The sequence below is a fragment of the Formosa algae genome (genome assembly GCF_001439665.1).
In the GTDB taxonomy this organism is placed as follows: Bacteria; Bacteroidota; Bacteroidia; order Flavobacteriales; family Flavobacteriaceae; genus Formosa; species Formosa algae.
The window spans coordinates 176,401-200,723 of sequence record NZ_LMAK01000011.1; the positions used below are offsets into that span (position 1 = coordinate 176,401).

The 24,323-nt window shown below is 35.0% G+C and carries 19 protein-coding genes; 4 read left to right on the plus strand and 15 right to left on the minus strand.

Translation table 11 applies throughout. The features are described from left to right. Positions 1–118: 118 nt before the first annotated feature. Positions 119–1,747, plus strand: coding sequence for an acyl-CoA carboxylase subunit beta (locus AST99_RS04365; protein WP_057779551.1), 1,629 nt, complete (start codon positions 119–121; stop codon positions 1,745–1,747). Between the two features lie 57 nt (positions 1,748–1,804). Beyond that, entirely contained in the window at positions 1,805–3,025 is a 1,221-nt protein-coding gene (locus AST99_RS04370; protein ID WP_057779553.1) for an OmpA family protein, read from the plus strand. A gap of 84 nt (positions 3,026–3,109) precedes the next feature. Here the strand turns inward: AST99_RS04370 and AST99_RS04375 are convergent, their stop codons facing one another. The 6 genes from AST99_RS04375 to AST99_RS04400 form a co-directional block, all read right to left on the minus strand. Beyond that, a complete protein-coding gene (locus AST99_RS04375) occupies positions 3,110–4,189 on the minus strand; it encodes an AMP-binding protein (RefSeq protein WP_057779557.1) in 1,080 nt (359 codons plus the stop codon). A 43-nt stretch (positions 4,190–4,232) separates the two neighbouring features. Continuing rightward, a complete protein-coding gene (locus AST99_RS04380) occupies positions 4,233–5,210 on the minus strand; it encodes a CPBP family intramembrane glutamic endopeptidase (RefSeq protein ID WP_057779559.1) in 978 nt (325 codons plus the stop codon). A 7-nt stretch (positions 5,211–5,217) separates the two neighbouring features. Beyond that, positions 5,218–6,255 (minus strand): o-succinylbenzoate synthase, encoded by a 1,038-nt coding sequence (locus AST99_RS04385; protein ID WP_057779562.1) that lies wholly within the window; start codon positions 6,253–6,255, stop codon positions 5,218–5,220. Between the two features lie 123 nt (positions 6,256–6,378). Next, positions 6,379–7,056, minus strand: coding sequence for a metal-dependent hydrolase (locus AST99_RS04390; RefSeq protein ID WP_057779565.1), 678 nt, complete (start codon positions 7,054–7,056; stop codon positions 6,379–6,381). A gap of 205 nt (positions 7,057–7,261) precedes the next feature. Further along, positions 7,262–8,164, minus strand: a complete 903-nt coding sequence (gene menA / locus AST99_RS04395) for a 1,4-dihydroxy-2-naphthoate octaprenyltransferase (RefSeq protein WP_057779567.1) — start codon at positions 8,162–8,164, stop codon at positions 7,262–7,264. Positions 8,165–8,173: 9 nt separating this feature from the next. Then, on the minus strand, positions 8,174–9,013 hold the full coding sequence (locus AST99_RS04400; protein WP_057779571.1) for a 1,4-dihydroxy-2-naphthoyl-CoA synthase: 840 nt from the start codon (positions 9,011–9,013) through the stop codon (positions 8,174–8,176). A gap of 52 nt (positions 9,014–9,065) precedes the next feature. Between AST99_RS04400 and AST99_RS04405 the strand changes: the two genes are divergently transcribed. Continuing rightward, a complete protein-coding gene (locus AST99_RS04405) occupies positions 9,066–10,181 on the plus strand; it encodes a C1 family peptidase (RefSeq protein WP_057779573.1) in 1,116 nt (371 codons plus the stop codon). Positions 10,182–10,254: 73 nt separating this feature from the next. Here the strand turns inward: AST99_RS04405 and AST99_RS04410 are convergent, their stop codons facing one another. The 4 genes from AST99_RS04410 to AST99_RS04425 are packed head-to-tail and all read right to left on the minus strand — an operon-like array spanning position 10,255 to position 14,491. Next, positions 10,255–11,085, minus strand: a complete 831-nt coding sequence (locus tag AST99_RS04410) for a CvfB family protein (protein WP_057779575.1) — start codon at positions 11,083–11,085, stop codon at positions 10,255–10,257. A 60-nt stretch (positions 11,086–11,145) separates the two neighbouring features. After that, entirely contained in the window at positions 11,146–12,894 is a 1,749-nt protein-coding gene (menD, locus tag AST99_RS04415) for a 2-succinyl-5-enolpyruvyl-6-hydroxy-3-cyclohexene-1-carboxylate synthase (protein ID WP_057779578.1), read from the minus strand. 52 nt (positions 12,895–12,946) lie between these two features. Beyond that, positions 12,947–14,065 (minus strand): chorismate-binding protein, encoded by a 1,119-nt coding sequence (locus AST99_RS04420; RefSeq protein WP_057779580.1) that lies wholly within the window; start codon positions 14,063–14,065, stop codon positions 12,947–12,949. 3 nt (positions 14,066–14,068) lie between these two features. After that, complete coding sequence (locus tag AST99_RS04425; protein ID WP_057779582.1) at positions 14,069–14,491, minus strand: PaaI family thioesterase; 423 nt, start codon at positions 14,489–14,491, stop codon at positions 14,069–14,071. Positions 14,492–14,553: 62 nt separating this feature from the next. Between AST99_RS04425 and AST99_RS04430 the strand changes: the two genes are divergently transcribed. After that, positions 14,554–15,135, plus strand: a complete 582-nt coding sequence (locus tag AST99_RS04430; RefSeq protein WP_057779584.1) for a GNAT family N-acetyltransferase — start codon at positions 14,554–14,556, stop codon at positions 15,133–15,135. Between the two features lies 1 nt (position 15,136). Here AST99_RS04430 and AST99_RS04435 read toward each other — a convergent pair whose 3' ends face one another. The 5 genes from AST99_RS04435 to AST99_RS04455 form a co-directional block, all read right to left on the minus strand. Further along, positions 15,137–16,084, minus strand: coding sequence for an NAD(P)H-dependent flavin oxidoreductase (locus AST99_RS04435; protein WP_057779586.1), 948 nt, complete (start codon positions 16,082–16,084; stop codon positions 15,137–15,139). A 188-nt stretch (positions 16,085–16,272) separates the two neighbouring features. Further along, on the minus strand, positions 16,273–18,204 hold the full coding sequence (locus AST99_RS04440) for a heavy metal translocating P-type ATPase (RefSeq protein ID WP_057779587.1): 1,932 nt from the start codon (positions 18,202–18,204) through the stop codon (positions 16,273–16,275). A 70-nt stretch (positions 18,205–18,274) separates the two neighbouring features. Further along, complete coding sequence (locus tag AST99_RS04445) at positions 18,275–18,691, minus strand: Fur family transcriptional regulator (RefSeq protein ID WP_057779589.1); 417 nt, start codon at positions 18,689–18,691, stop codon at positions 18,275–18,277. A 3-nt stretch (positions 18,692–18,694) separates the two neighbouring features. Beyond that, positions 18,695–19,897, minus strand: coding sequence for an efflux RND transporter periplasmic adaptor subunit (locus AST99_RS04450; RefSeq protein ID WP_057779590.1), 1,203 nt, complete (start codon positions 19,895–19,897; stop codon positions 18,695–18,697). Between the two features lies 1 nt (position 19,898). Then, entirely contained in the window at positions 19,899–24,233 is a 4,335-nt protein-coding gene (locus AST99_RS04455; RefSeq protein ID WP_057779592.1) for a CusA/CzcA family heavy metal efflux RND transporter, read from the minus strand. Positions 24,234–24,323: the final 90 nt, after the last annotated feature.

Genomic DNA, 24,323 nt, shown 5'->3' on the forward strand with positions numbered 1-24,323 from the left:
ATACAATAAATTACATATATTTTCCTAGGTATATATTTCCATGTTATATAATAACGAAATAATTAATTTTAGCAGATAATTTTAAACTTTCGTACTTTAGCTGCAAATTGATTTTTACATGGATATCAACTTCAATAAAAACGAAGATCACAATAAACTTTTAGTATCAGAATTAAAAAGGCGCTTTGCCAAAGTCAGTCTTGGAGGCGGCTTAAAACGTATTGAAAAATTACATAGTAAAGGCAAACTTACAGCTAGAGAACGTATAGATTATTTATTAGATTCTAAATCTAAGAGTATTGAAATCGGAAATTTTGCAGGAGAAGATATGTACGCAGAACATGGCGGATGTCCTTCTGGTGGTGTAGTTGTAAAAATAGGATACGTTAGCGGAAAACAATGCATAGTTGTGGCTAATGATGCGACAGTTAAAGCCGGAGCTTGGTTTCCAATTACAGGGAAAAAGAACTTACGTGCTCAAGAGATTTCTATAGAAAACAAATTACCTATTATATATTTAGTAGATAGCGCAGGAGTGTATTTACCACTTCAAGATGAAATATTTCCAGACAAAGAACACTTCGGACGTATTTTTAGAAATAACGCCATTATGAGTAGTATGGGTATTACTCAAATTTCAGCAGTTATGGGAAGTTGTGTTGCTGGAGGTGCTTACTTACCAATTATGAGTGATGAAGCCTTAATTGTAGATAAAACAGCAAGCATTTTTCTTGCAGGTAGTTATTTGGTCAAAGCTGCCATTGGAGAATCTATAGATAATGAAACCTTAGGAGGCGCTTCAACGCATTGCGAAATAAGTGGTGTAACCGATTATAAGGCTAAAGACGACAAAGATGCTTTAGATAAAATTAAGTTTATAATCGATAAAATTGGAGATTACGACACAGCTGGTTTTAATCGTGCTGAAGCTTTAAAACCAAAAGACAATCCAAAAGATATATATGGCATTCTTCCAAAAAGCCGATCAGATCAATACGACATGAAAGCGATCATTTCGCGTTTGGTAGACGATTCTGTTTTTGAAGAATATAAAGAAGGCTACGGAAAAACCATTATAACAGCCTATGCCAGAATTGATGGTTGGGCCGTTGGTATCGTTGCAAATCAAAGGCAATTAGTGAAAACAAAACAAGGCGAAATGCAATTTGGCGGTGTTATTTATAACGACAGCGCAGATAAAGCTACGCGTTTTATAGCCAATTGTAATCAGAAAAAAATACCACTTGTATTCTTACAAGATGTTACCGGATTTATGGTAGGTTCTAAATCTGAACATGGTGGCATTATAAAAGACGGTGCAAAAATGGTAAATGCAGTAAGTAATTCTGTGGTGCCTAAATTTACCATTATAATTGGAAACAGTTATGGCGCAGGAAATTATGCCATGTGTGGTAAGGCATACGACCCGAGATTAATTGTCTCTTGGCCAAGTGCAGAACTTGCTGTAATGAGTGGGAATTCTGCCGCTAAAGTACTACTACAAATAGAAACAGCATCTTTAAAAGCTAAAGGAGAAACCATAACCCCTGAAAAGGAAGCGGAATTATTTAATCAAATAAAATCGAGATACGACAATCAGGTATCTCCGTATTATGCAGCTTCTAGACTGTGGACAGATGGTATTATTGATCCGTTAGATACAAGAACTTGGATTTCTATGGGAATTGAAGCAGCCAACCATGCACCTATAGAAAAGCCTTTTAATTTAGGTGTCATTCAGGTTTAAACTAATATACAACATCAAAACCTACACGAATTCAACAACAACTATTATAAATTTATTATGAAAAAAACTACGAACTTATTGCTTGCGGTTCTAATGATTTTTGCTTTTACAGAAACAAGTCACGCCCAATTATGGAAAAAACTGAAACAAAAAGCAGAAGATGCTATTGTAAAAGAGGTTGATAAAACAATTAATGGTGATACACCTTCTGAGGATGAAGATGATGGAAACGTAGAACAAAGTGACACTGAACAAGAAACTACAGTTGAAAATGATAGTAATGAAAACACGAGTATGGATAGCCCTGAAGTTTGGAGAAACTTTCGCTATGTCCCTGGTGAAGATGTAATATTTTACGACGACTTAAGCTCTGAGCAAATTGGTGAATTTCCATCGCGTTGGGACTTAGTTAAAGGTGGTGCCGAAGTGGTAAAAATTAATGGTGAAAAGGCCATAATATTAGTTGCCGAAAATTCTAATATCATTACACCACTATTTAACTCTGAAGAGTATTTGGGTGAAGAATTCACTATTGAATACGATATTATGATCCCAAATCTTGAAGAAGAACAAATTTGGTACATGAGACATGATTTACATTTTACTGATAATTTTAGGGTACATGATGCCGAAATTGAAATAAAAAAAGCAGCAAGAATAGAAGGTTGGGCAGCTAGTACCAATTTTAAAATGGAAAGTATTTCTATAGGGACTCAAAGTGCGTGGCACCACATTTCGATATCTTATTATAAAGGAAAATTTAAAATGTATTACGATTCTAAGCGTGTATCTAATATTCCTAAATTTGATCTTAAACCTAGCATACTTGCTATTGGTTTAATGTGTTACTCTAAGAACAAAACCCAACACCCTTATTTAGCCGTAAAAAACATTAGAATTGCACATGGTGGCGGAGAAATGTACAATAGAATTGTTGCAGATGGAGAATATGTAACAAATGGAATTATTTTTGATAGTGGTAAATCTACAATAAAAGGGAGCTCTCAAGGAATTATCAATCAAATAGTGAATATTTTACAAGAAAATACAGATTGGGAATTTGATATTATTGGACATACAGATAGCGATGGTACAGATGCCAGTAACTTAACCTTATCTAAAAACAGAGCCAATGCGGTTAAAGAAGCAATTGTAAGTCAAGGTATCGCTGCAGATAGATTAAATGTTATTGGTAAAGGAGAATCTCAGCCTTTAAATACTAATAGAACTCCAGAAGAAAAAGCTAATAATAGACGTGTAGCTTTTGTCAAAAAATAAGCAGAACAACAACGCATTAAAAAAGCCGCTAATTCACACATAACGTTTGTGAATTAGCGGCTTTAACTTTTATAAAATAATAGCTTATTTAAGTAATTCTAATGTTTTTTTACGTTGTATTTTTCTGTTAGGAGTTTCAATAAATTTCTTTACAAAAAGAATGTCTTTAGGAATTTCGTTCTTTTTAAGATCTTTAAATATAATTGGATCAATGGTTTTCTCTTCACCTTCAATCACTAAAACTAAGCGTTCTCCAAGCTTTTCATCTGCTTGTCCAGCCACAAAGAAGCGTTCAGAGATTCCGCCTGTTAAATGCTTTTCAATTTGTTCAGCAAATAACTTTAAACCTCCAGAGTTAATCACATTATCAATTCTACCAATTAATTTAAATTCATTTTCAGAATGCATCACTGCAACATCATTAGTTTCTAAAGCACCATCAAATAAATAATCGGCTTCTAGCACTAAACAATCTTGTGCATTAGTAGAGACCTTTACATTAGGCATGGCTTTATAAAAATCTGATTTATTAGGACCATTTAAAGCTCTATAAGCAATATGGCTTACCGTTTCTGTCATTCCATATGTTGAGTAACATTGGGTGTCTATATCTTGAATATCTTCCAATAATTGATGAGGCGATGCTGCTCCACCAATAATTAAAGCCTTAAAATGTTGTAGTTTTGAAAGTGAATTCTGGGCTTGCAACGGAATCATCGCAGCGAAATCATACGTTTTATCTAAATCAAAAACCGGAGTTATTTTGGGCGGCACAACATCTAATTCTAAACCTAAAATCATAGCACGAACCAACATCATTCGTCCTGCAATAAAATTAAATGGTAAACAATGTAACAAACTATCTCCTGGACGTAAATTAAACGCATTACCTGTCGCGATAGCAGAATTTACCATGGCTTGTTTCTTTATCTTAATCTTTTTAGGTATACCAATAGATCCTGAAGTTTGCACTTCTACATAATCATTATTATCTAACCAAGCCTGTAAAAAATCGCCTAACGTCTTTTGGTGAGGTTCCCCTTCTTTAATGAAACAATAAGCAACTTCCCCTAAAGATTCAGAATCGTAATAACGTCCGTTTAGTTTAAATTTTAGATGAATTTTATCATATGTTGGTATCTTGGTCTTTACTTCTGTTATCATGATAAATAGTATTATATAGTAAATTAATTATTGTTTTTAAATTTTATTTTTGGTCTTCTTTAAAGACACCTTCAAGAACAGGTTCTGGAATGGGCATATTAACTTGTCCTGTTAATTTCGCTTTCCAATCTGTCCATTTGTATTTCTTTGAAAAGATAAAAAGTAAAATTGGAAAAACGACAAACACGGGAAGAAAAATTTCTATAAAACTTGCTTTTCCGGGTTCTGAAATATCTTTAAAAACCGAATAGGTTTGAAGCGCACTCCAATCTGATGTCACCAATAAAGCGGTGAAGAAATTATTAGCGGCATGAAACCCTAAAGATAATTCCATCCCATCGTCCATTAAAGTCAGTATCCCTAAAAACAGACCTGTTCCAATATAATATACCATTATGGTATAGCCCAACTGTTCTACCTCAGGATTTGCTATGTGCAAACCTCCAAAAATTAAAGATGTAAGTATTAAAGGTAATAATCTCGTTTTAGAAATAACTCCTATCCCCTGCATTAAATAACCTCTAAACATATATTCTTCAAAACTAGTTTGAATAGGAATTAATATGATGGCAATGACTAAAAGAATTAGGAAATTATTCAATTGAAAATTAATAATATAATTTTCTGGAGACATGTTGTAATCGATAATAATGAATAGAGAGGAAATACATCCCCAAAGTAAAAACGAAAACCCAACACGCTTCCAATCTATTGATTTTCGTGTAGTTGTAAAAGTAATTAATGGTAATTTATGAATGAGTTTTACCGCTAGAAACAAACACAATAGACCGCCTAAAAATGGCAACATGATAAATATTAAATTCAAATTAGAATCGAATAAGCCCATGACATAATTGGTGTCTTGCATTCTTGTTAAATCAACAGCTCCTTGCAGTGTTTTTAGGCTAATAGCAATAATGTGTGGCAAAGAAAACACCATAACCCCCACCAAGGCTAGTATAACTCCAATTATATATCTCCACCAATCTGTTAATCCTTTATATGCTTGACTTATATACATGTTTTATTTATAAATTATAATTCCAATTGGTGTTAATATCATATTGTAAAATTCCATTTTTCACTTCTAAAGGCGAATCAAAATTGTTAGTAAAAAGCCCTCCAGTACCTAATCCTTGCGGCAATGTGCTTTGTAATGTATATGTATACTGGGCAATAGCATTTAAACCTATATTACTTTCTAAAGCACTCGTTATCCACCAGCCAATATTTTGATGTGTTGCTAATGAAATCCAAGAATCACTGCCTTGAAATCCACCTACTAAACTGGGTTTTAATATGATGTATTGCGGATTAATTTGTTCTAAAAGTGCTTTTTTATCTTCGTCTTTAAAAACACCTATTAACTCTTCGTCTAAAGCTATTGGTAAAGGCGTAACCTCGCATAAACCCGACATTGCTTCTATTTGACCAGCTTTAATAGGTTGTTCTATAGAATGTAAATCGAAATCTGATAATACTTTTAATTTTTCTAAAGCTTCATCTGGATGAAATGCACCATTGGCATCGACACGTAATTCTATTTCTGAAGCAGAGAATTCATTCCTAATCGATTTTAATAAGTCTACTTCTGTCTGAAAATCTATAGCTCCAATTTTCATTTTAATACAATTAAAACCGCCTTTAAGCTTATCTTTTATTTGAGCTTTCATGAAGCTTTCACTTCCCATCCAAATCAATCCATTTATAGGAATGGCTTCTTCTCCTGAAGTAAATTTTGAGGGAAATAAAGTAAATGGTGTTACTCCTGCCAAGGATTTAAATGCCATTTCTAATCCGAATTGGATACTAGGAAATGCAATCAATTCTTTTAATAACACCTCTAAGCCCAAGTTTATATTATGGCAAGCCCATTGTAGTTTCTCTTCGTAATCTGGTCTATCATCTATAGACAAGCCTCTGAACACGCCTGTTTCTCCAATGCCTTTCTTTCCATCTACTTCTAAATGAATAAACCAAGTTTCTTTGGTAGTAAGTACTCCTCTAGAGGTTCCGCTAGGGTTTTTAAATTCTAAAATGTACTTGTGATAAGTTGCTACAATCATAAGATCAAAAATACTCAATTATTTTTTCAAATCGGGTAACCAAAGCGTGTGAAAAACTCATAAAAAAGCCTTAAAATATACTTAACTATATAATTTAAGGCTTTACGGTATATGGTTTAAAACTTAAAGTTCTATACTTTCTCCTATATCAAGTAGCATGAGATCTTTGTCTTTATCGAAAAACTTGCGTTTTGCTTCTTCATGATCTATTTCAATATATCCAAACGTATCGAAATGATAACCCATAACTTTATCGCAACCTACAAAATCGCTAGCAATAATAGCATCGTCTACATTCATTGTAAAATTATCTCCAATAGGAAAAATGGCTAAATCTAATTTGGTTTGCATCGGAATTAACTTCATATCAAAAGTTAAAGCAGTATCTCCGGCTATATAAATATTTTTACGTTCGCCTTCTATAACAAAACCACCAGGATTACCTCCATAAGAACCATCTGCAAAACTTGACGAATGAATTGCATTGACGTATTTAACGGTACCAAATTCAAAATCCCATTTTCCACCGTGATTCATCGGGTGACCTTCAAAACCTTTGTTTGCGTAGTAGGTAACAATTTCTGCATTCGATACAATTACAGCGTTAGTACGCTTGGCAATGGCCTCTACATCTGCAACGTGATCTTCATGTGCATGTGTTAATAAAATATAATCTGCATTAAGTGTTTCAATGTTAATGTGAGATGCTTTTTCGTTAGGCGAAATAAACGGATCTACCAAAATTGATATATCATTTACTTCTATTCCTAAACTTGCATGTCCGTAAAATGTAATTTTCATATGTCAATAATTTCTAAATTAATTTACAAAAAAAACTCAGACAGATTAAATAATATGTCTGAGTTTCTCAGTCCCCAAAAATAAAGCTAATTTAAGCTTACTATTGATAAAATATCAACTTATATAAAGATACAAAATATTATAATGCACATATCTTATAAGTTTTCAACTTAACTATATTTAACAGTATATGGAGGTGTTTTTTTTATATAATAAAACCTAATCCTAACAATACCGAAAGAAAAAAAGTACTCAGTGCTAGTTTCTTTAATTCTGGATCTAAATCTCTTGGCACATCATTTTTGTACACTGTTATTAGATGTTTTATTAGCGGAATATATACGATTACAAAAATTAAATTTTTAGGTGATGTATAATATATTATAGCAAAAATTGCTGTAATTAACATAGCGCCTCCAACCAAAGCATAATGATAATGTTTAGCTTTTTCTGCGCCTAGTTTTACAACAAGTGTATTTTTATTAGATTTAGCATCCGATAAAATATCCCGCATATTATTTAAGTTCAAGACTCCAGAACTTAACATTCCAATAGCGATTGCTGGTAAAAATGTAATATAATCTATTTGCTTGACAAACAACACATAAGACCCTATAACACTGACTAATCCAAAAAACAAAAATACAAATATATCACCTAAACCTCTATAACCATAGGCAGAATTTCCAACGGTATATTTTATCGCTGCGACTACACAAGCCACTCCCAAAACAAGGAAAAAAATAGACATTAAAAAATTTTCTGCTCCGAAAGACACCCCAATTAAAGAAATCGCAAACACCAGAGTAATTAGAACATTTATCTTAATTGCCAAAAGCATTTGTGAGGCAGTAATATCACCACTTTGTAAAGCTCGCATAGGCCCAATACGATCTGCGTTATCGGTTCCTTTTACACCATCTCCATAATCGTTTGCCAGATTAGATAGAATTTGTAAACTCAGTGTAGTCAGGATTGCCAAAGCAAAAATTAGCCCATTAAAAAATCCATCGTAAGCAGCTAAACATCCACCCACAATAATACCTGAAATAGATAACGGCAAGGTTCTTAAACGCATGGCCGAAATCCATTTTGAAAAATTACTCATATGTATCTATTATGGAATCCATTTTTTCTCGAAGTTAGGCGCACGTTTTTCTAAAAATGCATTTCTACCTTCTTTAGCCTCATCTGTCATATAAGCTAAACGCGTCACTTCACCCGCAAATACTTGTTGTCCAACCATACCATCATCTGTTAAATTCATAGCGAATTTCAACATTTTGATAGATGTAGGCGACTTTGCTAAAATTTCTTGTGCCCATTCGTAAGCCGTTGCTTCTAATTCTGCATGTGGAATAACAGCGTTTACCATACCCATTTCGTAAGCTTCTTGAGCGTTATAATTACGTCCTAAAAAGAAAATTTCTCTTGCTTTTTTCTGTCCCACCATTTTAGCTAAATAGGCAGAACCATAACCAGCATCAAAACTGGTAACATCGGCATCGGTTTGTTTAAAAATAGCGTGTTCTTTACTCGCTAACGTTAAATCACAAATCACGTGTAACGAATGTCCGCCACCAACAGCCCAACCAGGAACCACAGCAATAACCACTTTAGGCATAAAGCGAATTAATCGTTGTACTTCTAATATATTTAAACGGTGATAACCATCTTCTCCAACATAGCCTTGTTTTCCTCTAGCGTTCTGATCGCCACCACTGCAAAACGAATAGACACCATCTTTAGACGATGGGCCTTCTGCCGATAATAATACGACTCCAATGTTTACATCTTCATTAGCATCGTAGAATGCTTCATATAATTCACTCGTCGTTTTTGGTCTAAACGCATTTCTAATATCTGGTCTGTTAAATGCTATACGAGCAACACCATTACATTTTTTATAAGTAATGTCTTCGTATTCTTTGACAGTTACCCAATTTGCTTGTTCCATTTTTCTTATTTTAGCCAAAAATAAATCATTTTAAATAAACCCATACTTCATAATGAAAAAATATAGTATTTTCTTATTACTCGTTGCATTTACGTCTGTATCGTTTGCTCAGGCTTACAAATTTGAAACCAAAATAGATTTAGGTGCTTTAGATGTTTTAAGTCAAGGTAATACCGGAACTTGTTGGAGTTTCTCAACCTCTTCATTTTTAGAAAGTGAAATTTTAAGAACAACAAGTAAGCATATAGATTTGTCTGAAATGTATAATGTAAGACAAACCTACCCTTTAAAATCGTGGAACTATGTGATGCGTCAAGGTAAAGCACAATTTAGTGAAGGTGGATTAGCACATGACGTTATAAACAGTATGGAAGCTTACGGATTAGTCCCAAATGAAGCTTATACAGGTTTATTAAAACGCGAAACTAAACATGATCACTCTGAAATTGTAGACGAATTAAAAACCATTTTAGATGCTTATATTAAAAATCCGAAAACATATGATGGTGATTGGAAAGCTGACGTTTCTAAAGTATTAGACAAAGAATTAGGAGAGGTAAAAACAAACTTTACTTACGAAGGCGTGTCGTATACACCACAATCTTTTCTTGCCATGACAGGATTAAAAGCGAGCAATTATGTAACCATTACATCTTTTACACACCAACCTTACAATACATCCTTTATTTTAGACATTCCTGATAATTTTTCTAATGGACGTTTTTATAATGTTGAATTAGATGATTTAGTAGATATTACGAATGATGCACTAAAAAAAGGATTTACTGTTGAATTAGATTGCGATGTTAGTGAAAAAACATTCTCTTCTAAATACGGGGTTGCTGTAATGCCAAAAGATGAAAAAGATTACGATGCTGCTTTAAAATCAATTGAAAAAGAATTAAAAGTAACTCCAGAATACCGCCAAAAAGAATTTGAAAACTTTGACACTACAGACGATCACTTAATGCATATTGTAGGTTTGGTTGAAGACCAAAAAGGAAATTCTTATTATAAAGTAAAAAACTCTTGGGGAGGAAATTCAGACAAAGTATCTAACGATGGATATATCTACATGAGTGAAGCCTATTTTAAGCTTAAAACCATTTCTATCATGGTGCACAAAGATGCCTTATCTAGATCTATAAAAAAGGATTTGAGTCTATAATTTAAGACTTAAATCCATAAAAAAGCCTCAAACTATATAGTTTGAGGCTTTTTTATTTTATGTATTGTAATATCTAAACAAGATAAATACCATCGTCTTTAATTTCGATTAAGCGCTTTTTATAAAGTGTTCCAACAGCTTTTTTAAAGTTCTTCTTACTCATTTGTAACGTCTCTTTAATAGCTTCAGGAGCAGATTTATCGGTTAAATTAAGGTAACCACTATTATCTTCTAATTCTTTCATAATTAAATCGGCATTAGGCTCAATACTTCTATACCCAATTTTCCCCAACATAATATCTAACTTATTATCTGGGCGCACTTTTTTAACTATACCTTTAAGTCTATCGCCAACACTTAAATCTTGGAAAATATCGTCTTTAAAAATAAGTCCTGTGTGTACTTTATTAACGATAACATTCATTCCAATGTCTGAAGGATGTGACACAATTAAGTCAACTTCATCAAAAGGAGCAACAGTTAATTCTTTATTGCTTAAGAAATGATTGGTTTTACTTGATGCCACCAAACGATTACTGACCTCATCCTCGTAACAATACACTAAATACCAGCCACCTTTTTTCATTTTAAAAGCTTGTTCTTTAAACGGGCAAAATAATTCTTTTACTAATCCCCAGTCTAAGAAAGCTCCATAATCGTTAGTTTGATTACATCGTAATAAGGCAAAATCACCTTTTTTAATATAAGGTTTATCGGTAGTCGCAATAATGCGTTCTTCATTATCTAAATACACAAAAACTTCAATATCGTCCCCTATCTCAAAAGATTCAGGAACATAACGGTTTGGTAATAAAACGTCGTTATTCTCGTCGTCTCCTAAAAACAATCCCGGTTCGGTATCGCGTAAAATGGTTAATGTGTTGTATTCTCCTAATTGTATCATGCCGCAAAGGTAATAATATTAGTTGTTGTATTTACTAAAAGTTAAAGTTGCCGATTGCAATTATTTTAAAGCCTTAAAATAATCAATTAAAACAGTATCATTTATCGTTGAAGGCGTAAAAATCTCCAATACTTTAGGTGATGTAGAGTTTTCATAAAACGCACTTAATTCTGATATTAATTCATTTTCATTTGATGCTGATTGATATTTAAACCCATACATTTCAGATAATTGCTTAGCTGTTAAAAGGTGTTTTGTTTCAAAATAATAATCAAAATTTTCAGTGTTTTTATGTCCAGGTAAAATTCTAAAAATACCACCACCTTCGTTATTTATAACAATAATTCTAAAACTTGATGGAATATAATTATTCCACAACGCATTACTATCATAGAAGAAACTTAAATCTCCAGAAATAAGTGTTGTAGGTTTGCTATTTGCCACTGCACAACCAATAGCTGTAGATGTACTTCCGTCAATACCGCTAGTCCCACGATTGCAAAACACCTCAACATCATTTGGTAAATGAAACAACTGAGCATAGCGAATTGTAGAACTGTTTCCTAATTGTAAAACGGAGTCTTTTCGTAATGTTTTCAGCAAGATATCGAAAACTTTAAAATCACTATACACACTATCTTTAACATAAGCTTCGTGTCTTACATTTCGTAATAACTGTATTTTATCCCAATAGGCATTATAACCACTATCTATAACTGTAGTGCGATTTAATAATTGTCTAAAAAACTGATTTGGAGTTATTTTAATCGCTTTACTTAAACTAAAAAAGGTGTTGTTTGCTTTTTGTAAACCTACATGCCAATGCTGTTTTGGTTTGTATTGTCTTAAAAAAGCTTTTATGCGTTTAGATACAATAAGGCCACCAAAGGTTAATAAAATATCTGGCTGCAATGCTTTAAATTCATCTGCTGTTAAAGGCGTAATCATTTTATCTATGCCTGGAAAAAAACGCTCATGATGTAAATTAGATGTTGTTTCTGTAAATACCACCACACTATCATCTTCAGCTAAAACATCTAAAAATTTTTGTTCAATGTCATTGGGTCCGTTTACCCCAACAAGAATCAATTTGCGTTCTGCAATGTCCCAATCGTTTGCACAAAATTCAATAGTTTCAAAATCTAATTCTAAAGTTTTCTCTTCAGGTTCAATAACCTTTGGTGAGACTGTTAAAGTCTCTACGCGGTCGTATAAGGGTTCGTTAAACGGAATATTAATATGTACAGGCCCCGATTCAGTCAAGGCTATATTTAAAGCTGTATTTATTTCTGTTTCATTAATTTGCTGAACATCTTTCTGAAGATGCAACATATCTTCTAACTTATGTTCTATGGTTTTTAACACACCCGCTAACACACGATCTTCTTTAATCGTTTTATCTAATTTTAAATTAGCCGAATACAGAATATGGTTTTTAAATACATTGGGCTGATTGATGGTTTGCCCATCTCCTATGCCAATCATATGCTCTGGACGATCTGCAGATAAAACCACTAACGGAATATTACTGTAAAAGGCTTCAGAAATGGCTGGATAATAATTTAATACTGCACTACCAGAGGTACAAGCCACAGCTACAGGCGCTTGTATTTGCTGGGCAATTCCTAAAGCAAAGAATGCAGCACAACGCTCGTCTACAACACTATAGCATTTAAAAAACGGATCGTGTGTAAATCCAATAGTTAATGGCGCATTTCTACTCCCTGGAGAAAGCACTATATGTTTTATATTTTTGGCTTTGCACAGCTGAATCACTGTTTGGGCAAGCGGAATCTTAGGGTATATCATTCTAAAAACTTAGCACTTCAAAAATACGAAAAGCCGAACTCAAATAAAATGATTAGAGTATGTTTTTCATGGTTGATGTTTTACTAACTGTTTCCTCCCATTCTGCTTCGGGATTAGAATCTTTTGTAATGCCACCACCAACATACAACGCCACTTTATTTGGTAACACTTGCATACAACGCAAATTCACGTATAAATTGGTAACCGATTTTACCGTTGCATAGACGTTATTTTCAACATTTCTTCGATTTGTATTTCGTGTCTGTCGCTTTTTAAAATGCAACTCACCCATAAATCCGGAATAAAACTCACGGTTATACGTTTCATGATTCAAAATAAATGCTTTCGCTTCTGCTTTTGGTAAACCGCAAACCGCAGGGGTTGGATGTAATGCCCGTACAATTTTTAATAAGCCTGAATGCTCCTTCCCTAAGCGTGCCGAAATTTGAGTTTGCAAATGCAATAAACCCCCAGCTCTTACCGTCCGTCGTTCAGAAGTAGAAATTTGTTCTACCTCAGCTTCTAAATTAGACACAATATAATCGGTTACAAATTGCTGTTCCTGTTCTTCTTTGGTTCCCCAACTTACATCTGTGGTTCCCTTATAGACTTGCGTTCCTGCCAATGCCATGGTCGACAAGCGTTGTCCTTCAATTTTCAAAAGGGTTTCAGGTGTTGCCCCTAACCAAAGTCCGATTTTAGGATGATACCAACAATACACAAAAGCGGTTTTATAGGTAGATAGTAAGCGTTTAAACACCTCGAAAACCTGAAAATTTTCATTCGTCATATAATCTGGTCTGGATAGCACCACTTTTTTTAAATCAGAATCTTTTATCGTAGCTATCGCTTGTTCTATCGTATTTATATATTCTACTTTCTGATCTGAAGAAGATGAAAATTTAGAAGTATCTGTTAATAGCTCTTCTCCTTCAAAATGATCACAATATCCAACCTCTGCCTGATCTAAAGGCATTAAAATCATTTTTGAAGAATCATCGAAAGGCGCAAAAACAAATCCTGCTTCAGACAAATCTTTTGTTTCATATAACACATCGTCATTTTGAAACACTGCATTTACACGATCTTCATTAGGTTTCCTATACGCGACAAAAGGTAAAGCGTCTTGAAACTGAGCGTTTAGACTTTCAAAAAAATCATCTTGATGCATGGACTACTTTTTAGGTAAGGTAATAGTTGATAATTTACAAAGTGAAATTAAATTATCATCGTCGTCTGTTACTCGAATATCAATAAGCTGTGTGGTTCTGCCTTTATGGATAAATGAAGCTTTAGCATAGACATATCCGGACGTCACACTTTTTAAATGATTGGCCGTAATTTCAATACCACGGACAAAAAATGCATTCGTATCTAAAAATATATGAGATGCAAAACTACCAACACTTTCTGCTAAAGCAGCCGTTGCACCACCATGTAACACACCATCTGGCTGATATACTCTGGAATTTACTGGCATCTTAGCGACCAATGTGTCCTCTGTATAATCAACAATTTCAATTTGCAACGTTTCCATTAGTGTGTTTTTACAAGCGGCATTGGCTCGTTTTAGCACATCTTCTTTTGTTGGTTTCATATAAAACGTATATTTAGAACTACAAAAGTACAAAACGTGTTGCAGATAAATTCATCCCGCTTATGAACATTCAACAATTAGAAGATAGTCGTGTAAAACTCACCCTTTTAGGATTAAGTAATTATAAGTATGTTACCGACATTGCAAGTCAGAAAGATTTGGTTCAATATTCGCCTTCTCATATATCTAATCCAGAAGCATTAAGAGCTTATGTACAAACTGCTGTCGATGGCTATTACCATAAAACCTGTATTCCTTTTCTGGTATTCGACAAATCTAAAAATGCATATGCCGGTTGTACGCGTTTTATGAATATAGATAGTAAAAATAAAGTATTAGATATTGGCGCAACATGGATTGGATACGAATTCCAAGGCACTGGACTAAATAAACACATGAAATATTTGATGCTGAAGTATGCTTTTGAAAATTTAAAGTTCGAAAAAGTAGAATTTAAAGCAGATGAACGCAATATACGGTCTAGAAAAGCCATTGAGTATGTTGGTGGTTCTTTAGAAGGTATTCTAAGACAGAATATCTATTTACTAAACGGATACAAACGAAACACATGCATTTATGGTATTTTAAACACAGAATGGGATGCTTTGAAAGCTACCGTTTTTAAAGATTTTGAAGCTGAATAAACTAATGTACGAGTTTAGAAACAATATCTTTTACTGGTAGCACCGACGTTGTATACTCTATACTTGGTCCAGCTACCCAAACCGTTTTATACGTTACTTCTTTGGCCGCTTTTTCTGTCGCTTTCATACCTATAGCAAACCGCATCATCTTCACCCATTTTTTTAGGCTTTTGTTTTTGTTTAGAAGCTTTTCGTACCAAGGCTGACTCGTTCCTGTTTTCTGAACGTATGGTGTATTAATTACCGTACATGGTGTTCCTGAAATACGTTCCGTCATTACGATATCTTTGGCACCGTAATCTACACAAGCTTGTTTATATTCGTCTGTGACACCTGCTTCTATAGAGGCGATAAACGGACTCCCTACAGATACGCCTTCGGCACCTAATTGAAGCATACGATCTACATCTGCTTTTCGTCCCACACCTCCTGCCGAAATTACTGGAATATTACAATGCTTAGTTAACTCTGCTAGTAAGGTTTCTGGCGATAACCCACCGCGATGTCCACCAGCTTGATTGTTAACCGCAATTATGGCATCTGCACCAAGATCTTCCACTTTATTAGCAAACTTTAAATCGGTTACATCACAGAATACTTTAATACCTACGTCGTGCGCTTTTTTAATGGTTTCCTCTGGACTTCCTAAAGAGGTAATTATAAAATCGCAACCGGCTTCACAAAGCACGTTTAACTGATCTTTATATTTGATGTTCGATTTATTGACTATCAAATTAAAACCGAAGGCACCACCCTTAACTTTAGCTACTTTTAACTCTTGTATGGCTTGTTTTAATTCATCTAAAGTTCTGTAGTTTAATGCCGGAATACAACCTGCGACACCACTTTCCATGCCTGCTTTAACCATGGCCACATTTGAAACTAAAAACATGGGTGCCTGAATTATAGGATGTGTAATCTGAAGTAACTCTGTTAGTTTTGTTTGCATAATATTAGAACATCGGTTCTAACAAATATAATTGAATTTTATTATGCATGCATAATTTTATTATAGATTTATGATGCTTATAACTCCAAATCTGACTTTTAAGAGATCGTTTTTGATACTTGGTTTAAAAGAAAAAACGCTCCAAAAAGAGATTCTGGAGCGTATAATGATTTATATGATGAAAATAATTAATCCCAATGCATATGTTGCAACCTTACCGCATTTAAAATAGCGAGTAAAGCCACTCCAACATCTGCAAATACCGCTTCCCACATGGTTGCTAATCCGCCTGCGCCAAGAATCAATACAACGATTTTAATACCAAAAGCTAAAACTATATTTTGCCAAACGATGGCTCGCGTAGAACGTCCTATTTTTATCGCTTGTGCAATTTTTGAAGGCTGATCAGTTTGAATAATCACATCAGCAGTTTCTATAGCCACATCACTTCCCAATCCGCCCATCGCAATCCCAACATCACTAGTCGCTAAAACAGGAGCATCATTAATCCCATCTCCCACAAAAGCCACTTTATATTTGGGATTCTGCTTCATATTTTCGACTTCATTTAGTTTGTCCTCTGGTAATAAACCACCTTTAGCGGTTTTAATATTTAATTCTGATGCCACCTGTTGTGTGATACTTTCTTTATCTCCCGACAGCATTACAATATCCCGAATACCAGCCTCATGTAATTTAGTTATGGCATCTTTTGCATCTTCTTTTAAAGCATCAGCAATCACAATATACCCTGAAAACTGTGCATTAATAGCTACAAACACCACCGTTTCAACAATAACTTGCGTTTCTGATGGAATTTGAATATTATGAGCTTGCATCAATTTAGCATTTCCTACCAAAACAGGTGTTCCATGAACAGTACCGCTTAAACCTTGTCCTGCAATTTCTTTAACATCTACAGCCTCCTGAACCTGTTCAATTTTATAATCTAAAATGGCTTTTGCTATGGGATGCGTCGATTTGGTTTCTATTGCCATCACATAGCTCATAAATTCATGTTCTTCTATTTGAAACGTTTTAATGGTTTTAATTTGAAAAACGCCTTGAGTTAATGTTCCCGTTTTATCCATAACCACAGCATTCACCTTACTAATCGTATCGAGAAATGAAGCACCTTTAAATAAAATCCCGTGTTTAGACGCGGCTCCTAGCCCGCCAAAATACCCTAGTGGAATAGAAATCACCAACGCACACGGACAAGAAATTACCAAGAAAATTAACGCACGATAGAGCCAATCGCCAAACACATAATCCGATACAAAGAAGTATGGCAATACCGTAATTCCTATCGCCAAGTACACCACGATTGGCGTATACACTTTAGCAAATTTCCGGATGAATAATTCCGTTTTAGACTTTCTAGCCGTTGCATTCTGAACCAATTCTAGAATTCTAGCAATAGAACTGTCTTTGAAAATTTTAGTCACCTCAACTTCAATAACGCCTTCTAAATTAATGCTACCTGCATAAACATGATCACCTTTAGCCATGCGATCTGGTTTACTTTCTCCCGTTAGTGCGGCTGTATTTAAGGATGCATTATTAGAAAGCAAGATACCATCCAAAGGGATTTTTTCGCCTACGCGGACTTGTATCCTTTCTCCTATGCCAACTTGTTCAGGATTAGCTGAAATATACTTTGAGTCCCGATATACAAACGCTTCTTTAGGACGCACATCTAACAAGGCTTTAATATTCCCTCTGGCTTTAGTCACCGCGACATCCTGAAATAATTCACCAATAGTGTAAAACAACATCACAGTGACACCTTCTGGATACTCACCCAAAGCAAATGCACCTAATGTGGCAATACTCATTAAAAAGAATTCAGTGAAAAATTCGCCCGCTCTTATACTGCTCCAGCTCGCCTTCAATACAGGTAAACCAACTGGAATATACGCTCCTAAAAACCAAATTAATCGAATATAGTCCTTAAAAAATGGAAGCTCGTAATAATCCAGCGCAAGCCCGATAATTAATAAAGCAAAACTAATTATAGCGGGCAAGTATATATTATTTGAAGAAGACTCTTCTTGGGTATGACAGTGTGCGCTACCACAACAATGTCCTTGTTCTGTTTCTGTATGTACGTCACTCATCTTTAAATTGTTTTAATATGAACTAATAATACTTCAAAGGTGACCATTATATCCATGCAATGGAAGTGCATTAATCGCAATTACATTTATCACAAGTTCCTTTAACCACTAAATTAACATGTTCGGCAACAAATCCCTTTGGGACTTTAATTTTCGGAATTTTATGATCGGTTAAACAAATTGTAGCACCACATTCGGTACAATGAAAATGAAGATGTAAATCGGTTTCTAAATCGCAATGGCAGTTGGGTTCGCATAAGGCATATTTAGTGACTCCTGTTCCATCGTCTATTTGATGGACAATCTCTTTATCTTCAAACGTCTTTATGGTGCGATAAAGCGTTGTTCTGTCTGCTTTATCGAATGCATTCTCGATATCACTCAGGGTAACAGCAACGTCTTTATCTGATAAAAAATTATAAATAAGTATGCGCATCGCGGTGACACGAATACTTTTAGATTCTAAAAATGTTTCTACTCCTTGCATATGTTAATGATGATGTCCTGCACTCGCTTTCTTTAATTCTGCACTTAAATAATAAGCATTATTAAAAGCAAATTGTACGGTTTGATTCTGCGTTTCTAAAAAGGTAATGGCTTGCCAATCGCCATCTTTAGCTCCAGGAATAACTTCTAAAGGTTCAAATGTCCATTCTTCTGCTTCTTGTGTGGCTCTAAACACATAAAAGCGATCACCTTCCTTATAAATAGCTTGTTCTGGAATCGCTAAAGATTCTGTTTCATCTATCTGAATTTTACCTTTAATGTACATTCCTGGAATTAAATGCCCTTTTTCATTCTTAATTTCGGCGTGTATATGAACGGCTTTCGGATTGGATTCAAAGGTTTTACTTACGGAATAAATTTCGGCAATTAATTCGTCTTCAGGAAATGATTGTACCGTAAATCTTACTTGTTGCCCCGTTTTAACCTGATGCACATCTTTTTCAAAAACCATTAAATCGGCATGCACATGATGTGTATTTACAATTTCGAAAACTTCTGTTTCTGGAGCTACATATTGTCCTGTTTTCACATTCACTTTCTGAACGAAACCAGCGATTGGTGTCCGTAAGCCCACACGTTGAAAAATGGTACCATTCTGAATGCTCTTCGGATTTAAATGTAATAATTGTAACTGTGCACCTAAGCCGTTTACCAAGGCTTTAGACGCTTCGTATTCAGCTTCAGCTTTTTGAAAATTAGCTCCAGATCCAACGCCTGCATCGTATAATTTTTGTTGACGTTCAAAATCCTTTTTCAAATAGTTACTGTTACTAAACGCATTTAAATAATCGGTTTGCATTTTGATAATATTGGGATGTGTTAAATAAGCAACTACTTGTCCTTTGCTTACCTCGTCTCCTTCTATAACTTCAATAGTTGCAATATTCGCGCCAACAATAGTTGTAATTGAAGCTTCGTTTTGTGGTGGCACATCTAAAGTTCCGTTCGCTTCCACATAACCACTCATTAACCGATGCGACAACGTATCGACTTTCATCTGTAGGGCTTTAAATTGTGATGCTTTTAAATGCACACCTTCTTCCTCTTCATGTTCCCCATGATCGTCGTGTTGGGTTTCTGAAGCCTCGTGAGTATCTTGTGTATTGGATGTATTAGAATCTTTAGATCCGCAACTTAACAGACTGGTAAAAAGTGTAATGACACTGATATATATAATTTTTTTCATCTTAATTCTGATTAAAATATTGTAATTCAAATAAACTATTGAAGTAATTTAAAAGCGCCTCTTGGGCATCTAATTCCGATTGAATCGCTTCTTTTATGAGTTGAGAAAATCCACTATAATCTACAGCGCCTTCTTTATAAGCTAATAATGCACCTTGACGTTGTTGTTTGGCCAAAGGCAACACTTTAGACTTGTAAAACAGCCACGATTTGGACCATTGCTGATACTGTTCTAACGCTTGAGCATATTCAGATTTCACTTGCGCTTGTCTTAATAACACATTAGATTCTGCAATGTCCTTATCTATTTTAGCTGTTTTAATATCGGCGCGATTGCTACCGGATAAAAAGGGAATCGATATTCCTCCTTGAAAACTGTAAAACCCCGAGTTTCCATCAACCGTTTGCAAACCACCTTGCAGATTAAATTTTGGTAAACTATTGGCTTTCGCGGCCTTTAATTGCGCTTCAGACTCTTTAACATATAATTCTGCAACTTGATATGCTGGATGATTTTCAATATCTAATTCCGACAGTAAATCGTTTGGCCTATCAAATGTATCGGGAACTGTATAAAACACATCCGATGCGAACCATATATTCAATTGTTGTAATGCAATACGATAAGCACTTAATGCTTTTGCTTTATGATTCTGAATCTGGTAAAACTGATTTTTAGCCGCGGCATATTCTAATCTAGAAATCGCTTCTACTTCATAATTTAAAGCAACGGCTTGTTCAAACTTGGTATAAATAGAATCTAATTCTGAATACAAATTAAGTTCCATTTTAGTCTGATACGCTTTAGCCCACGCTTTCTTGACCTCTAGAGTCAGCTGTAGTTCTGACAATTGATAGGCACTTTCGGCTAACAATATTCGCTGTTGTTGTAACTGCTTTTTAGGTCCGATACCAAATACATCAATTTCATTCTGAGACATATTAATTGTGGTGTACACACCTTCTCCATTCCGAAGCTCTTCTCCTCCCGTATAAAGTTTTGTGGTTCCTAAATCGAAAGCCGATTGCTTAATTGCCTCTTCTTTATCTATAGCTAAGGCCTTTTGCTTTAATAACGGATATTGTGTTTTAGACAAGTGTACAGCATCTTCTAATGAAATCTCTTGCCCTTGATGTGGTAACTGTTGTGAAAATCCGAATTGCGGTATCCCGAAACACAACACAAAAAATGCAATTGAAGGTCCCATGGCGCGCTTTAACGTAATTTTATCCTGACGTGTTTCTACCCAATGATATAGAATTGGCAATATGAATAACGTTAATAAAGTTGAAGTCAATAAACCACCAATAACTACGGTTGCTAAGGGACGCTGTACTTCTGCTCCAGCAGATGAAGAAATGGCCATAGGTAAAAACCCTAGAACATCTGTAAAAGCAGTAAGCATGATTGGACGGATTCTTCGTTTTGTCCCCTCAAAAATCCGGTCTTTAAGATTGACAACGCCTTCGTCTTTCAGCTCGTTTAAGCCACTAATCATGACCAATCCGTTTAAAACGGCGACACCAAAGAGTACTATAAATCCGACACCAGCCGAAATACTAAATGGGATATCTCGTATCCAAAGCGCAAATACGCCTCCAATAGTTGCCATGGGAATGGCGATGTAAATCATGAGCGTTTGCGGAAATGATTTTAATGCAAAATATATGAGCACAAAAATCAATAATAATGCGATTGGAACTACAGTTTGTAATCGGGAACTGGCACGTTCTAAATTCTCGAACGCTCCACCATAACGAATAAAATATCCTGGTGGTAATTTTAAATCGGCATCCAACTTCGCCTGAATTTCTGTCACCAAAGATTTTACATCACGTCCGCGGACATTGACACCAACATACGTTCTACGATTGGTATTATCTCGACTAATTTGCATTGGTCCCGATTTATACGATACCTCTGCCACTTCCTTTAACGGTATTTGTGAACCATCGGGTAATTTGATAAACAGATTCTGAACATCTGTAATATCTGTTCGGTTTTGTTCTTGTAAACGCACCACAACATCAAAGCGCTTTTCACCTTCAAAAATCACTCCAGCTTTACCACCTGCAAAGGCCGATTGCACCATCTGATTCAGGTTATTTATTTGTAATCCGTATTGTGCCAATTTTTGTCGGTTATAGGTAATCGTCATTTGTGGTAAACCGGTTGTAGCTTCAGCTTTCATATCACCAATACCTTCAATCCCTTTTATGAGCTGAGTAACTTCTTCAGCTTTTTCGGCAAGCACATAAATGTCTTCTCCGTATAACTTAATGGCGATATCTTCGCGAACACCTTCTAACAATTCATTAAAACGCATTTCCATAGGTTGCGTAAATTCATAATTTACACCGGGAAGTATTTGCACTGCTTCCTTCATTTTTTCTATCAATTCGTCTTTAGAACTTGCCGAAACCCATTCGCTTTTAGGTTTAAGAATAACAATAACATCGGCCAAGTCCATTGGCATCGGATCCGTAGGAATTTCGGCCACACCAATACGACTCACTACTTTATCGACTTCCGGAAATTTTGCTTTTACAATTTGTTCAATTTTAGTGGTGGTTTCTACAGTTTCTGTTAATGAACTTCCTGGTTTTAAAATGGCATGAAAGGCAATATCGCCTTCATCTAACTGCGGAATAAATTCACCTCCCATTTTGGTAAACATAAACACCGTGACAGCAAAAAGTAACACACTTACACCTACTATCCATTTACCTTTTCGCAAGGCTGAATCTAATAGCGGTTGGTATTTACGTTCTACCCAATGCACAAATTTATCGCCATAAGATAATTTATCATATTTTGGTGCACGAAGCACTAAAGCCGACATCATAGGCACATAGGTTAAACACAAAATCATGGCACCGATCATGGCAAAAATGAACGTCAACGCCATAGGTTTAAACATCTTCCCTTCAATGCCTTCTAAAGCAAGAATGGGTAGAAATACAATAAGAATAATAAGCTGACCGAAGAACGCCGCATTCATCATTTTCTTAGAGGCTTTAGAAGCAATCTGATTTCGATTTTCCTGCGTGTCTTTTCCTTTCTTTAGTACTTGAGAGGCAAATATAAATACAGCGGCTTCTACAATAATCACCGCTCCATCAACTATAATTCCGAAGTCTATTGCGCCTAAACTCATAAGATTTGCCCAAACATCGAAGACATACATAAGTATAAAAGCAAATAATAATGATAACGGAATGGTGGACGCCACTATAATGCCGCCTCTCCAGTTTCCTAATAAGAAAATCAGTACAAAAATGACAATTAACGCACCTTCAACTAAATTAAAACTCACAGTAGATGTTGTTTTCTCTATCAATACACTACGGTCTAATAGTGGTTGGATTTCGACGCCTTCAGGAAGCGATTTCTGAATGAGTTGCATACGGGCTTTAACGTCTCGAATGACTTCATTAGAACTTGCTCCTTTTAACATCATTACTAATCCGCCAACCACTTCGCCTTCGCCATCTTGCGTAAGTGCACCGTAACGAATGGCTGAACCAAATTTTACTTCAGCTATAGAACCAATAGTGACCGGCATCCCTTGTTCATGAGACACCACAATATTTTTAATATCATCTAAACTGCGGATTAAACCTTCACCTCTAATAAAATTAGCTTGATGATTTTTCTCGATATATGCACCACCTGTATTCTGATTATTGGCTTCTAAAGCTTCAAAAATATCGGTAATAGATAATCCAATGGCATTTAATTCTGACGGATTTACAGCCACTTCATACTGTTTAATTTTTCCGCCAATGGCATTTACTTCTACAACGCCGGGTACCATAGCCATTTGACGTTGAACAATCCAATCTTGCATGGTTCGCAAATCGGAAATAGAATATTGATCTTTAAAATCTGGTTTTACCTTTAAGGTATATTGATAGATTTCACCGAGACCAGTAGTAATTGGTCCCATGGTTGGTGTGCCAAAACCTTCGGGAATATCGTCTTTAACTTCAGAGAGTTTTTCAGAGACTAGTTGTCTTGGTAAATACGTGCCCATATCATCGTCGAAAACAATAGTCACGACCGATAAACCAAAACGTGATACGGATCGAATTTCATGAACATTAGGCAAGTTACTCATGGCAACTTCTACGGGATAGGTTACAAATTGTTCAATGTCTTCTGTCCCTAAATTGGGCGCTTGCGTAATGACTTGAACTTGATTATTTGTAATATCGGGAACGGCATCTATGGGCACTTTTGTCAAGCTCCAAATCCCTGCTCCAATTATGGTAAGCGTGAGCAAACCAATAATAAATTTATTATGGATTGAGAAATCAATGATTTTATTAATCATAGAAAATGGGTTATAATGTGATTATAAATTAAAACGTATTCTTAAAATTATTTAAGAATTATGTACTAATACCATTTCTTATTGAAAAGA

Bases quoted from the DNA above. Each gene is read 5' to 3' on its own strand.
- AST99_RS04400 (WP_057779571.1), bottom strand. From the start codon at position 9,013: ATGGAACAAGCAAATTGGGTAACTGTCAAAGAATACGAAGACATTACT.
- AST99_RS04390 (WP_057779565.1), bottom strand. From the start codon at position 7,056: ATGAAAATTACATTTTACGGACATGCAAGTTTAGGAATAGAAGTAAAT.
- menD (WP_057779578.1), bottom strand. From the start codon at position 12,894: ATGATATACCCTAAGATTCCGCTTGCCCAAACAGTGATTCAGCTGTGC.
- menA (WP_057779567.1), bottom strand. From the start codon at position 8,164: ATGAGTAATTTTTCAAAATGGATTTCGGCCATGCGTTTAAGAACCTTG.
- AST99_RS04385 (WP_057779562.1), bottom strand. From the start codon at position 6,255: ATGATTGTAGCAACTTATCACAAGTACATTTTAGAATTTAAAAACCCT.
- AST99_RS04405 (WP_057779573.1), top strand. From the start codon at position 9,066: ATGAAAAAATATAGTATTTTCTTATTACTCGTTGCATTTACGTCTGTA.
- AST99_RS04375 (WP_057779557.1), bottom strand. From the start codon at position 4,189: ATGATAACAGAAGTAAAGACCAAGATACCAACATATGATAAAATTCAT.
- AST99_RS04450 (WP_057779590.1), bottom strand. From the start codon at position 19,897: ATGAAAAAAATTATATATATCAGTGTCATTACACTTTTTACCAGTCTG.
- AST99_RS04440 (WP_057779587.1), bottom strand. From the start codon at position 18,204: ATGAGTGACGTACATACAGAAACAGAACAAGGACATTGTTGTGGTAGC.
- AST99_RS04425 (WP_057779582.1), bottom strand. From the start codon at position 14,491: ATGAAACCAACAAAAGAAGATGTGCTAAAACGAGCCAATGCCGCTTGT.
- AST99_RS04420 (WP_057779580.1), bottom strand. From the start codon at position 14,065: ATGCATCAAGATGATTTTTTTGAAAGTCTAAACGCTCAGTTTCAAGAC.
- AST99_RS04435 (WP_057779586.1), bottom strand. From the start codon at position 16,084: ATGCAAACAAAACTAACAGAGTTACTTCAGATTACACATCCTATAATT.
- AST99_RS04370 (WP_057779553.1), top strand. From the start codon at position 1,805: ATGAAAAAAACTACGAACTTATTGCTTGCGGTTCTAATGATTTTTGCT.
- AST99_RS04430 (WP_057779584.1), top strand. From the start codon at position 14,554: ATGAACATTCAACAATTAGAAGATAGTCGTGTAAAACTCACCCTTTTA.
- AST99_RS04380 (WP_057779559.1), bottom strand. From the start codon at position 5,210: ATGTATATAAGTCAAGCATATAAAGGATTAACAGATTGGTGGAGATAT.
- AST99_RS04365 (WP_057779551.1), top strand. From the start codon at position 119: ATGGATATCAACTTCAATAAAAACGAAGATCACAATAAACTTTTAGTA.
- AST99_RS04410 (WP_057779575.1), bottom strand. From the start codon at position 11,085: ATGATACAATTAGGAGAATACAACACATTAACCATTTTACGCGATACC.
- AST99_RS04455 (WP_057779592.1), bottom strand. From the start codon at position 24,233: ATGATTAATAAAATCATTGATTTCTCAATCCATAATAAATTTATTATT.
- AST99_RS04445 (WP_057779589.1), bottom strand. From the start codon at position 18,691: ATGCAAGGAGTAGAAACATTTTTAGAATCTAAAAGTATTCGTGTCACC.